The following is a 12,017-nucleotide window of genomic DNA, read 5'->3' on the forward strand; positions in this document are numbered from 1 at the left end:
GACGCCGGAGGCGCGCATAGCGCATGGTTTACTGACAAGATTTGCAAGGGGATTTTTATGGATCGCATTCGCATCCGGGGCGGCGCGCCTCTCAACGGCCTGATTCCGATCTCAGGCGCCAAGAATGCCGCCCTGCCGCTCATGATCGCGAGCCTGCTGAGTGAGGAGACGCTCGAGCTCGGCAACGTGCCGCGGCTTGCCGACATCTCCTCCCTCCTGCGGATCATGAGCAATTTCGGCGTCGATCACTCCATCGCCGGCCGCCGGCCGGGCCAGTCCTCCGAGACCGGGCAGACGATCCGCCTCTCGGCCAAGAACATCATCGACACCACCGCCCCCTACGAGCTGGTCTCGACCATGCGGGCGAGCTTCTGGGTCATCGCTCCGTTGGTCGCCCGCTTCGGCCATGCCCGGGTTTCCATGCCGGGCGGCTGCGCCATCGGCACCCGTCCGGTGGATCTGCTCATCATGGCGCTCGCCAAACTGGGCGCCGCCATCGAGATCGACAGCGGCTATGTGGTGGCGACGGCCCCCAAGGGCCTGATCGGGGCCGAGATCGACTTTCCCAAGGTGACCGTCGGCGGCACCCATGTCGCCCTGATGGCGGCGACGCTGGCTCAAGGCACCACGGTGATCCGCAATGCCGCCCGCGAGCCGGAGGTGGTGGATCTCGCCGCGTGCCTGATCAAGATGGGCGCCAGGATCGAAGGCGCCGGCACCTCGGAGATCGTGGTCGAGGGCGTGGCCCGCCTCAACGGCGCCTCGCACGACGTCATGCCCGATCGCATCGAGACCGGTACCTACGCCATGGCCGTCGCCATGACCGGCGGCGACCTCGTGCTCGACAACACCCGCCCCGAATATCTCCAGGCGGCCCTCGATGCGCTGGGCCAGGCCGGGACCGAGGTGACCCCGACCCATGGCGGCATCCGGGTCCGGCGGAACGGCAATGGCATCCAGGCGGTAGACGTTACCACCGATCCGTTTCCAGGGTTTCCAACTGATCTCCAGGCCCAGTTCATGGCTCTCATGACCCGGGCGAGCGGCACGTCGCGCATCCGCGAGACGATCTTCGAGAACCGCTTCATGCATGTGCAGGAGCTCGCCCGCCTCGGCGCCCAGATCCGCCTCGACGGCGACAGCGCCTATGTGGACGGGGTGCCCGGCCTCAAGGGAGCCCCGGTCATGGCCACCGACCTGCGCGCCTCGGTCTCATTGGTGATCGCGGGCCTGGTGGCCGATGGTGAGACCACCATCAACCGGGTCTACCATCTGGATCGCGGCTTCGAGGCCCTCGAAGCCAAACTTGCCCGCTGCGGCGCTCAGATCGAGCGCCTGAGAGGCTGAGGATCGAGGCCGGCTTTTCAGCCGGCCTTTTCTTTTCGGGGCCAGGGCTCGCCAGGAAGCAAGTTTCGAAGACGCTGCCGGGCCGCTTCCCGGGAGGTTGCGCCGGGGCAGGGGGCTCTCTACCTAAACCTTAAAGTTCAACAACAGGTTGGTGGCTCATGGACCTCCTCAGACTCGTCGCGTTCGACCCTGACGATCTTGCCGTCATTTCCGCTCATCTTCAGGACTCGCTCCTGCGGGTGGGCGACATCGCCTATCTGCCGAAGGAACGGCGTTTCGCCATCCAGATCCGTCGCTACGACTGGGAGGCCGCGACGCCCCAGCGCCGGCTGACCTGCATGCATTTCGAGAACGTGACCGGCGTGCGCGTCCGCGGCATCGACCAGACCAACAAGGACGCGGTCCTTAACCTTCTCGCCATCGCCTTTGACGAGACCAGCGCTCCTTCGGGCACTGCCACCTTGATCTTTGCCGAAGGCGGAGCCATCCAGGTGGATCTGGAGTGCATCGAGATGCAGATGAAAGACACCGGCCCCGTCTGGGCGGCCGAAAGCCGTCCCTCCCACGACGATCAGCTGCAAACGGCGGGGCGCCCGTAATGGCGCAGAGGCTCGATGCGCGGGAGGCTTCCTTCCCGCAGGCTTTCGCCGCGCTCCTCTCGGCGAAGCGCGAGGTGTCGGAGGACGTGGACCAGGCGGTGCGCGCCATCATCGAGGAGGTGATGGTGCGGGGCGACGAGGCCCTGATCGACTTCACCCTTCGCTTCGACGGGCTCGCCCTCCAGCCCGAGACCCTGCGCGTGTCCGACGCCGAGATCGACGCCGCCGAGGCCGAATGCCCTAAGGAGGCGCTGGAAGCCCTCGCGCTCGCGAAGGAGCGCATCGAGACCTATCACCGGGCGCAGCGTCCGCAGGATTCCATGAGCACGGATTCGGTGGGCGTCACCCTGGGCTGGCGCTGGACCTCGATCGAATCCGTCGGCCTCTACGTTCCGGGCGGACGGGCGAGCTATCCCTCCTCCGTCCTGATGAATGCCGTGCCGGCGAAGGTCGCGGGCGTGCCCCGCATCGTCATGGTCGTCCCGACGCCGAAGGGCGAGACGAATCCGCTCGTCCTCGCCGCGGCGCGCCTTGCCGGCGTCGACGAGGTCTACCGCGTCGGAGGCGCCCAGGCCGTGGCGGCGCTCGCCTACGGCACCGAGAGCCTGAATCCCGTCGCCAAGATCGTCGGACCGGGCAACGCCTATGTGGCGGCCGCCAAGCGCCGCGTCTTCGGCCAGGTCGGCATCGACATGATCGCAGGCCCCTCCGAGGTGCTGATCCTGGCCGACGCCCAGGGCAATCCCGACTGGATCGCCGCCGATCTCCTGGCCCAGGCCGAGCACGATCCCGCGGCGCAGTCTATCCTGATCACCGACAGCCCGGCGCTGGCCGACGCGGTCGAGAAGGCCGTCGAGCGTCAGCTGAAGACCCTGCCGAAGGCGGAGATCGCCGCGGCGAGCTGGCGCGATTACGGCGCCATCATCCTGATCGACCGGCTCGAGAACGCCATTCCCCTGGTCGACCGGCTGGCACCCGAGCATCTCGAGATCGAGACGGAGAATGCGGAAGAGCTCGCGGCGAAGGTCCGAAATGCGGGCTCGATCTTCCTCGGCAGCCACACGCCCGAGGCCATCGGCGATTATGTGGGCGGCCCGAACCACGTCCTGCCCACGGCCCGCTCGGCGCGGTTCTCGTCAGGGCTCGGCGTGCTTGACTTCATGAAGCGAACCTCGATCCTGAAATGCGATGCGGGCGCTCTGCGCGCGCTCGGCCCGGCCGCGATCGCGCTCGGGCGTTCGGAGGGACTGGAGGGTCATGCGCGGTCGGTGGCGATCCGCCTGAACCTTTAACGCTGGCGGAGGCGGGATGGCGAGCGAAGCGAAGGAGCGCACCCGGCTGGTCGCCGTGACGCTCGACGAATCCTCCATCGGCCGCGGCAATCCCGACCAGGAACACGAACGCGCCATCGCCATCTACGACATTCTCGAAGAGAACACCTTCGCGCTGCCGAACTACGATGGCGGGCCTTATGCGCTGCGGATCTCGCTGGTCGAGAAGAAGCTCTGCTTCGAGGTGACGGGGCAGGAAGGCGGGCATCTCGTCTCCCATCACTTGTCTCTGACGCCGTTCCGCAAGGCGATCCGCGATTACGAGCTGATCTGCGACAGCTATTACCAGGCCATCCGTTCCGCCTCTCCGGCGCAGATCGAAGCCATCGACATGGGACGGCGCGGCCTCCACAACGAGGCGGCCGAACTTCTGATGAAGCGACTCGAGGGCAAGCTCGTTCTCGATTTCGATACGGCCCGGCGTATCTTCACGCTGATCTTCGCGCTTCACTGGAAGGGCTGACGCTTGGACGAGCCCCGCTCGAAACGGATCCATTCGGTTCTGTTCGTCTGCGCCATGAACGCCGTTCGCTCCGCCATGGCCGAAGCCATCGCGCGTCATTATTTCGGCAAGTCGATCTATGTGCAGTCAGCCGGCGTGCGGAAAAGCGAAGCGGACGGCTTCACCGCCTCGATCCTGTCCGAGATCGGCATCGACGGATCCAAGCACAAGCCGCGCACGCTCGAAGAGCTGGAAGAATGGGAGGGGCTCAATTTCGACCTCATCATCTCGCTCTCGCCGGAGGCCCATCACGCGGCGCTCGAACTGACGCGCACCATCGCGGCGGAAGTGGAATACTGGCCGACCCCGGACCCGACGATCACGCAAGGGTCGCGCGAGCAGGTTCTCGACGCCTATCGCAACATCCGCGACGGGCTGATGTATCGCATCCGTCTTCGGCTCAAGCAGGGTTCATCCAAGGGCCCTGATCACGGCGAGGGTGCCTAGTCCGGCGAGCAGGCCGACGATGTCGATCCGCGTCACAGCCATGGCGATGACGGCGGCCACGAGCGCAGCGACGGCAGGCCAGCCGTTGTCGATCACCACCGGAAGGATCGTGGCCAGGATGATGGAGCCGGGAAGCGCGCGCAGGCCGCGCTCGATGCGCGGCGTGATGCGCACGCGACTCATGAGGACGACGCCCGCGATGCGGCAGAGATACGTCACGAAGGCCATCGCGGCGATGGCGAGAACCGAGCCCCAGGGGCTCGCGATGATGGTTGCCGTGTTCATTCGATCAGCATTCCGGCCGCGACTCCGGCGAGCGCCCCGGCAATGATGAAGACATAGCCCGGCACGAGGGCATGAACGATGAGCGCGACTACGCCGGCCACGAGCCAGGGCAGGGCGGCCCTCGTTCCCTTCCAGAGCGGAACGAGCATCACGCCGAAGAAGATCGGCATGACGAGGTCGAGGCCGAAGCGCCGGGGCTCGGGCACGAGGGCGCCCGCGAAGAAGCCCCCCAGCGTCGCGGCGATCCACACCATCCAGAGAATGATCCCGCACCCAAGGAGCACGCCCACATCCCGGCCGCCCTCGTTATGGTAGCGCGTGCTCACGAGCCATCCGGCCTCGGTGATGAGGAAGAGGTTGAGCGCGGTGCGCGCGATGGGCTCGTCCCTCAGCCAGGGCTGGAGTGTCGCGCCGAGAAGGATCATGCGTGCGTTGACGATGGCGGTCACGGTCATGATCGTGAGGATCGTCGACGGGGTCCACACCTTCTGCCAGATCTCGAGTCCGACCATCTGGGACGCGCCCGCATAGACGAAGGCGGAGAGCCCGAGCGTTTCGCCGAGCGACAGGCCCTTCTGGGCCGCGGCCGCGCCGAAGGCGAGGGCGAACATGATGAACCCGGGAAAAGCGGGGACGGCAGCGCGGGCGCCGTGGCGAAGGCCTGCCGTCGAAAAATAAGGGCGGAGAGCGGGAGACATGAGCGACATGCTCTGTGCCTTCCCGCATCCCCGCCGTCAATTGAAGATTCCATGCCGCGGTATAGAGACGATGCATGGAACGGATCCAAAAGTGAAAACCACTTTTGGATCCATTGCTCTAGCCGACGGCGGCGTTGACCAGCGGAGAGACCTCCAGGAAGCCCTCGTAGATCATCTTGAGCGACACGTAGAGGATGATCGCGAGACCCACATAGGCGATCCAGCGATAGCGCTGCAGCAGGCGTGCGATATAGGACGCGGCAATGCCCATGAGAGCGATCGACAGCAGCAGGCCGAAGGCGAGGATGTAGGGATGCTCGCGCGCCGCTCCCGCCACCGCCAGCACGTTGTCGAGCGACATCGACACGTCGGCGATGATGATCTGCCAGGCAGCCTGGGCGAATGTCTTGCGCGGGACGCCTCCGGCAATGGTGCCGTCCTGATCGATGTCCCGACCCTCCAGAGCCTCCTCTGCCGCATGCTGTTCGGCCTCATGGCCGGTGCGCAGCTCGCGCCACATCTTCCAGCAGACCCAGAGCAGCAGAATGCCGCCGGCCAGGAGCAGGCCCACGATCTGGAGAAGCTGGGTCGTGATCAGCGCGAAAATGATACGCAGGACGGTGGCGGCGAGAACGCCGAGAAGGATGGCCTTGTTGCGCTGCTCCTTCGGGAGACCGGCGGCGGCCAGGCCGATGACGATGGCATTGTCGCCGGCCAGCGCCAGATCGATGCCGACCACCATCAGGAAGGCGACGACCTCGGGTCCGAAAAACTGCGAGAGATCAAACATGCAGTGCCTCATATGTCGGTTGGAGGGCAGCGCATGTGAAACGCTCAAAGAGACGCATCTGGCATCGGGATGTCAGGGAATCATCCGGACATCGAGCCGAAATGCAGGCAAAACCGTCTTTTTGAACGAACCCAGGCCGCCCTGGTTTTCATCCAGTCCGACATCGCCGCTTCATGGGGAAGCGACCAGAGGGGCCCGGCCTGGCAGTACAGGGTCCATCTAGACAAGACCGGGCGGAGGATCAAGTGACGTCCTGGCGGCAAAGGTTCCCTGTCCTATAGTTTAATGGACCTTTCCACGGCGGATGGTCATTCCAAGAGGTCTTGTTGAGAAACCTTCCCTTCGAGAAGGCGAACGCTTGATCCGGAGTGAAGCCTCAGGCCATATCGGTCCCAACAACCTTGGGCGCGGGATGCGCCCGGTGGGAGGTCGTCCATGTCTGTTCTTCACGAAGGCCCCGAGCCTCCACGCCATCACGGGCCTGTTCGCGCGCCGCAAAGCCTGGCCGGCGGCATTCTTCTGATTGCCCTTGCAGCGCTCGCCCTGTGGCTGACGCGGGATCTCGATCAGGGCACGCTCAACGCCATGGGCCCGGCCATGCTGCCGCGTTGGCTCGCCATCGGCGTGGGCCTGTCCGGCATCGCACTTCTGGTCCTCTCCTTCATGAAGGACGGCGATCCGCTGGAGCGCTGGAGCCTGCGCGGGCCGGTCTTCGTGATCGGCGCCATCGTCGCCTTCGCGCTGACGATCCGCCCGTTCTCTTTCGGCAGCTTCGCCACCCCGGGCCTTGGCCTGCTCTTCGCAGGGCCGCTCGCCATCATCCTCGGCGGCTATGCCACCAACGAGGCGCGCCTGCGCGATCTCGTCCTCCTGGCGCTCAGCCTCACACCGTTCTGCATGGTGCTGTTCGGCGATCTGCTCAACCTGCCGATCCCGGTCTTCCCGCAGGCACTGACGGGGCTCTTCCCGGCCGACTGGTCGCAGAAGGCGGTGCTGCGCGCCACTGCCGGCATCATGGCGGCCGCCGCCGTGATCCTGTTTCTCACCACCCGCAACCGCCGTCCGGCTCCGGTTGACGTGGCCGATCACAGCGGGAGGATCTGATGGGTGATTTCTTCTCCAACCTCAGCCTCGGCTTCGGCGTCGCGCTGTCGCTTCAGAATCTGGGCCTCGCCTTCCTCGGCTGCCTCGTCGGCACCCTGATCGGCGTGCTGCCCGGCGTCGGCCCGATCGCCACCATCGCCATGCTGCTTCCGATCACCTTCGGGCTCGATCCAACCGGCGCGCTGATCATGCTGGCCGGCATCTATTACGGCGCCCAGTACGGCGGCTCGACCACGGCGATCCTGGTCAACATCCCCGGCGAGGCGACCTCCGTGGTGACCGCGCTCGATGGCCACCAGATGGCCCGCCAGGGCCGCGCCGGCGTGGCGCTCGGCATCGCCGCCATCGGCTCGTTCTTCGCCGGCACGGTGGCGACCCTCGTCATCGCGGCGCTGGGCGCCCCGCTCACCAAGCTGGCGCTGGTCTTCGGCCCGACCGAGTATTTCTCGCTCATGGTCATGGGCCTGGTCTTCGCCGTGGTGCTCGCCCGCGGCTCGATCCTGCGGGCGGTGGCGATGATCCTGGTCGGCGTGCTGCTCTCCACCGTCGGCACCGACCTCGAGACCGGCGAGGAGCGCATGACCTTCGGCCTGCCGTTCCTGGCCGACGGCATCGACTTCGCCGTGCTCGCCATGGGCATCTTCGGCATCGCCGAGATCATGCGCAATCTCGACCATACCGAGCATCGCGACGTGGTGCGCCAGGCCATCGGCCGGCTGCTGCCGAACAAGGACGACTTCAGGCAGTCCTATAAGCCTGTCATACGCGGCACCCTGATCGGATCGATCCTCGGCATCCTGCCGGGCAACGGCGCGGTGCTCGGCCCGTTCGCCTCCTACACGCTCGAGAAGAAGCTCGCCAAGGATCCGCGCCGCTTCGGCCGCGGCGCCATCGAGGGCGTGGCAGGCCCCGAGAGCGCCAACAATGCCGGCGCGCAGACCTCGTTCATTCCGCTGCTCACCCTGGGCATTCCGCCGAATGCGGTGATGGCGCTGATGGTCGGCGCGATGACCATCCACGGCATCATCCCGGGTCCCCAGGTGATGACCAAGAACCCGACCCTGTTCTGGGGCATGATCGCCTCGATGTGGGTCGGCAACCTGATGCTGCTCGTCATCAACCTGCCGCTGGTCGGCATGTGGGTGCGGCTGCTGAAGGTGCCGTATCGCCTGATGTTCCCGGCGATCCTGATGTTCTGCTGCATCGGCATCTACTCGATCAACTCGCTGCCGACCGACGTGATGTTCATCGGCCTGTTCGGCTTCGTCGGCTACGTGCTGATCAAGTTCGGCTTCGAGCCGGCGCCGCTGCTGCTCGGCTTCGTGCTCGGCAAGCTGATGGAGGAGAATCTGCGCCGTGCGCTGATCATCTCGCGCGGCTCGCTCGAGACCTTCATCGAGCGTCCGATCAGCGCTGGCCTGCTCGCCGTCGCCACTATCCTACTTGTGATCGCCCTCCTGCCTTCCATTCGAAAGGGAAGGGACGAGGTGTTCACGGAGTAGCTTGCCTTCGACCCGGCCTTGCCCACATGTAAGGCCGTAACTTTTCCAGGGAGGAAAACTGATGAAGAACGTTGTGATGGCGCTTGCCGCAGTCGCCGGCTTGGCCGCAACGGGCGCCCAGGCCCAGAACTATCCGACCCGTCCGATCACCATGATCGTGCCGTTCGCGGCGGGCGGCCCGACCGACGTCATCGCCCGCATCGTCGGCGACCATATGAGCCGCACCCTCGGCCAGCAGATCGTGGTCGAGAACGTGGCCGGCGCCGGCGGCACCACGGGCATCACCCGCGCAGCCCAGTCGCAGCCCGACGGCTACACCATCATGATGGGCCATATGGGCACCCATGGCGCCGCGCCGGCCCTCTATCCGAACCTGAAATACGACCCGGCCAAGGACTTCGCGCCCATCGGCGTGGCCGCAGGCACCCCGATCGTGATCGTCGCCAAGAAGGATTTCCCGGCCAACGACCTGAAGGGCTTCCTGGAATATCTGAAGACCAACGGCGACAAGGTGAACATGGCCCATGCGGGCGTGGGCTCGGTCTCCCATTCCACGGGCATCTTCTTCAATTCCGTGGTCAAGGTGAAGCCGACCATGGTGGCCTATCGCGGCACGGGACCGGCCCTCAACGACCTGATGGGCAACACGGTCGACTTCATGACCGACCAGATCGTCAACGTGGCGCCGCAGATCCAGGGCAACAACATCAAGGCCTTCGCCATCGCGACGCCTGAGCGTTCCCCGGTTCTGCCGAACGTGCCGACCACCAAGGAAGCCGGCCTCGACGGCTATGAGGTCAGCGCCTGGAACGCCGTGTTCGCGCCCAAGGGCACGCCCCCGGACGTGGTCAAGAAGCTCAACGATGCGCTCGTGAAGTCCCTCGAGGACGAGAACACCAAGAAGCGCCTTCTCGACCTCGGCGGCGTTCTGCCCTCCGCCACGGAGCGGACCCCCGAGGGCCTGCAGAAGCTCGTCGAGAGCGAGGTCGCCCGCTGGACCCCGGTCCTCAAGGCCGCCGGCGCCACCGCCGAGTAAGCCTTTCCAAGCTTGAGCATGGGACGCGGCGGGTTCAGGCCCGCCGTTGTCATTTCAGGCCATCAGAGGCCGAAGGGGTCTTGAAATTGCCAGCCCAGGCGATTACACCCTGCCTCACGTGCAGCCGTAGCTCAGTTGGTTAGAGCACCAGATTGTGGATCTGGGGGTCCCCCGTTCGAGCCGGGGCGGCTGTACCATTCTCCCGCCTAAAAATCACTTACATTTCAAAGCGTTGCGCGGCCGAGTCTCGGTGGTCAAGAGCCTGTGCGCAAGGGTTCGATAGGTGCTTCGGGCGCAGGTCGGGCGCACTCAGGTATCTAACCTGCGACAGGTCCGCGCTTTTTGGTGTCACGCACCGTCCTGGAGCTTCACTGAACTTCCTGAGTCAGGCGCTCAGTTTGGGTGTCACGAGCCCTAGTCTGGGTGTCTCAGTCTACCGGTCTGGTATTCATAATGCGCTTTGACTTTCATGGGATCCCAAGAGCGCATAAGCTCCTCACCATGGAAAACAAACCGAAGAAACCGATTCCAACGCCTGAAGCGCGGCCCGACCTGTATGACCACTACGACGGTAGTGGCCGCCTCTTGTTCAGCAAAACCGGCGTCAAGGGTCCGGACTACATCCAGAAGCTGATCGACGAACGTCAGGGTGCGCGGCACCTGACGGACGGCTCGAAATATATCTTCATCGAGAATGAAGGAGCTTTGTTCAAAGGGCCGTCGACGGCTTGGCCGAGAGAGATTTGGGACGGCACTAAGTTCACGCCGTACACCGGTGATGTTCCGAAGGGTATCGAGTGGGGCAACAAGATCGATCAGGCCGAGGCCGAGCGTCTAATGGGTGTCAATAAGGACACCTAGTCAGCGATGCCGGTGGTTTCCAAATCCAGTCCAACTGGTCCTCAGACATCGAGACTTTTTAGTTCAGCTTAGTGCATATTTCGCCTCATCACGGCGGCGGCAGGTCCCTTGCGCGACCTGCCGTCGCTCTTGCTTGGGTCTCGGGATCCTCAAAGCGCGAATACCGATAAACCCGCTGCTCAGATCACGAGGAAGTCCGCAGCGGTGAGAGAAGCCTTGTTCTGAATCACGGCGAATTTCACCGGGGCACCCGAGCCTGATCCATCGGCATCGTAGGACAGAACGCCCGTGGTCTTGTTGTAGACGATGTAGTCGTTCTTATCTTTGGCAGCTTCGCCGATCGTGAAGAACCTGGAAGACAGGGCGCCGGTACTGGCGAGCTTCGTGAAGATGCTGTTGTCCAGGGCGATCGTGTCGGTCGCCACATCGAAGCCGGAAATCGATTTGACGGTCCCGCCGATTGCCGTGTTGAAGGTGAACACATCCTCCGACGACGGGATCGGGCTACCGCTTGGCGTTGGACTGGGTGACGAAGCCGGGACGGAATCCGGGCTGCTGTAGATGGTGTTCGGCGAGACCGTCGAGTTGACCAGGCCGGTGTTGGCGCCGTAGCTGCTGTATGACAGATTGCCGACGCCGGCGAGCACGTTGTTGGTGATCACGAGGCCGGAGGACGGCAGCATGCGGTCGCCGTTCTCATTCGCGATGATGATGCCGATGGCCGGTTTGCCGCTGCGGTAGAAATCGGTGTCGTAGGAATGCGACACGGTGTTGTACTGCACCACCGCATTCTGCGCGTTGTCGAGGTAGATGCCGATGCTGTAGCTGTCGTAAACCTTGTTGCCCGTGATCTTGGCGCCCTTGGTGAACATGGCACCGACGCCTTCGCCCCAATTGTCGTAGACGTTGTTGTTGCTGATCGTGCTGTTGTCGGACTTGTCGAGGCTGATGCCCTGGGCCCAGCCGCCGGACCAGGTCTTGCTCTGGTTCTCCTTGACGTTGCGCCAGACCTCGTTGCCGTCGATCACGTTGTTGTAGGAATTGCCGACGTTGCCGCCCGCCCAGATGCCGGCGCGGAAGCTGTCGTGGACGTTGTTGTTGAGCACCTTGGTGTCGTGCGTCTCCCACAGGCTGATGCCGGTGCGCTTGGCGTTGGCGACTTCGAAGCCCTGGAAGGTGATGTAGTCGCCGGTGATGGTGACGAGATCGGTGCCGGAGGACGTCTGGCTGCCGTCGATGATCACCCTGGCGCCGTCGGCGGCCTTGACGGTGATCGGCGCCGAGGCGGTGCCGTTCTTGGTGATGTTGACGGTGCCGTTATAGGTGCCGGCGCCGACGAGCACGGTATCGCCGGCCTGCGCCAGTTGAGCTGCCTTGTTGATGGACTTGACCGGGCTGCCGGAGGCGCCGGAATTGGAGTCGTTGCCCGTGGTCGAGACATAAATGGTTGCCATGGTCTCTCTCGCTTTAAGATTTCAGGGATTTCTCAATCGAAGCGTGGAACGTGCCGGCTAC

Annotated in this window: 13 protein-coding genes and 1 tRNA gene; 10 read left to right on the forward strand and 4 right to left on the reverse strand. The window is 64.5% G+C overall.

Annotation, left to right across the window (positions count from 1 at the left end; translation table 11 throughout):
- The first annotated feature begins 57 nt into the window (after nucleotides 1-57).
- The 5 genes from murA to JKL46_RS12320 all read left to right on the forward strand — a co-directional run bounded on the left by murA (nucleotide 58) and on the right by JKL46_RS12320 (nucleotide 4,226).
- Nucleotides 58-1,347, forward strand: coding sequence for a UDP-N-acetylglucosamine 1-carboxyvinyltransferase (gene murA / locus JKL46_RS12300; RefSeq protein WP_201833151.1), 1,290 nt, complete (start codon nucleotides 58-60; stop codon nucleotides 1,345-1,347).
- A 158-nt stretch (nucleotides 1,348-1,505) separates the two neighbouring features.
- On the forward strand, nucleotides 1,506-1,946 hold the full coding sequence (locus tag JKL46_RS12305) for a DUF2948 family protein (protein ID WP_201833152.1): 441 nt from the start codon (nucleotides 1,506-1,508) through the stop codon (nucleotides 1,944-1,946).
- The gene (gene hisD / locus JKL46_RS12310) at nucleotides 1,946-3,238 is read left to right on the forward strand and encodes a histidinol dehydrogenase (protein ID WP_201833153.1); all 1,293 of its coding nucleotides are present in this window, start codon (nucleotides 1,946-1,948) and stop codon (nucleotides 3,236-3,238) included. The genes JKL46_RS12305 and hisD overlap by 1 nt, the downstream gene beginning before the upstream one ends.
- Before the next feature lie 16 nt (nucleotides 3,239-3,254).
- Nucleotides 3,255-3,740, forward strand: a complete 486-nt coding sequence (locus JKL46_RS12315) for a UPF0262 family protein (protein WP_201833154.1) — start codon at nucleotides 3,255-3,257, stop codon at nucleotides 3,738-3,740.
- 3 nt (nucleotides 3,741-3,743) lie between these two features.
- Nucleotides 3,744-4,226 carry an arsenate-mycothiol transferase ArsC gene (locus JKL46_RS12320; RefSeq protein ID WP_201833155.1) on the forward strand — a complete coding sequence of 161 codons (483 nt, stop codon included), beginning with the start codon at nucleotides 3,744-3,746 and terminating at the stop codon, nucleotides 4,224-4,226.
- Here the strand turns inward: JKL46_RS12320 and JKL46_RS12325 are convergent.
- The 3 genes from JKL46_RS12325 to JKL46_RS12335 all read right to left on the reverse strand — a co-directional run bounded on the left by JKL46_RS12325 (nucleotide 4,191) and on the right by JKL46_RS12335 (nucleotide 5,999).
- Complete coding sequence (locus tag JKL46_RS12325) at nucleotides 4,191-4,511, reverse strand: AzlD family protein (RefSeq protein WP_201833157.1); 321 nt, start codon at nucleotides 4,509-4,511, stop codon at nucleotides 4,191-4,193. The genes JKL46_RS12320 and JKL46_RS12325 overlap by 36 nt on opposite strands.
- On the reverse strand, nucleotides 4,508-5,218 hold the full coding sequence (locus tag JKL46_RS12330; RefSeq protein WP_246529277.1) for an AzlC family ABC transporter permease: 711 nt from the start codon (nucleotides 5,216-5,218) through the stop codon (nucleotides 4,508-4,510). The genes JKL46_RS12325 and JKL46_RS12330 overlap by 4 nt, the downstream gene beginning before the upstream one ends.
- 109 nt (nucleotides 5,219-5,327) lie before the next feature.
- Nucleotides 5,328-5,999 carry a TerC family protein gene (locus JKL46_RS12335; RefSeq protein ID WP_201833159.1) on the reverse strand — a complete coding sequence of 224 codons (672 nt, stop codon included), beginning with the start codon at nucleotides 5,997-5,999 and terminating at the stop codon, nucleotides 5,328-5,330.
- Nucleotides 6,000-6,434: 435 nt separating this feature from the next.
- Here JKL46_RS12335 and JKL46_RS12340 point away from each other — a divergent pair, with 435 nt between their 5' ends.
- The 5 genes from JKL46_RS12340 to JKL46_RS12360 all read left to right on the forward strand — a co-directional run bounded on the left by JKL46_RS12340 (nucleotide 6,435) and on the right by JKL46_RS12360 (nucleotide 10,502).
- Nucleotides 6,435-7,103 carry a tripartite tricarboxylate transporter TctB family protein gene (locus tag JKL46_RS12340; protein WP_201833161.1) on the forward strand — a complete coding sequence of 223 codons (669 nt, stop codon included), beginning with the start codon at nucleotides 6,435-6,437 and terminating at the stop codon, nucleotides 7,101-7,103.
- Nucleotides 7,103-8,605 (forward strand): tripartite tricarboxylate transporter permease, encoded by a 1,503-nt coding sequence (locus tag JKL46_RS12345; protein WP_201833163.1) that lies wholly within the window; start codon nucleotides 7,103-7,105, stop codon nucleotides 8,603-8,605. Before JKL46_RS12340 ends, JKL46_RS12345 begins: the two co-directional genes overlap by 1 nt.
- A 61-nt stretch (nucleotides 8,606-8,666) precedes the next feature.
- Entirely contained in the window at nucleotides 8,667-9,641 is a 975-nt protein-coding gene (locus JKL46_RS12350; RefSeq protein WP_201833164.1) for a tripartite tricarboxylate transporter substrate binding protein BugD, read from the forward strand.
- Between the two features lie 120 nt (nucleotides 9,642-9,761).
- Nucleotides 9,762-9,838, forward strand: a tRNA-His gene (locus JKL46_RS12355).
- A gap of 304 nt (nucleotides 9,839-10,142) precedes the next feature.
- Nucleotides 10,143-10,502 carry a hypothetical protein gene (locus JKL46_RS12360; RefSeq protein ID WP_201833165.1) on the forward strand — a complete coding sequence of 120 codons (360 nt, stop codon included), beginning with the start codon at nucleotides 10,143-10,145 and terminating at the stop codon, nucleotides 10,500-10,502.
- Between the two features lie 179 nt (nucleotides 10,503-10,681).
- Here the strand turns inward: JKL46_RS12360 and JKL46_RS12365 are convergent, their stop codons facing one another.
- Entirely contained in the window at nucleotides 10,682-11,956 is a 1,275-nt protein-coding gene (locus JKL46_RS12365) for a right-handed parallel beta-helix repeat-containing protein (protein WP_201833166.1), read from the reverse strand.
- Nucleotides 11,957-12,017 lie beyond the last annotated feature (61 nt).

The sequence above is a fragment of the Microvirga zambiensis WSM3693 genome (assembly GCF_016735695.1).
Classification (GTDB): Bacteria; Pseudomonadota; Alphaproteobacteria; order Rhizobiales; family Beijerinckiaceae; genus Microvirga; species Microvirga zambiensis.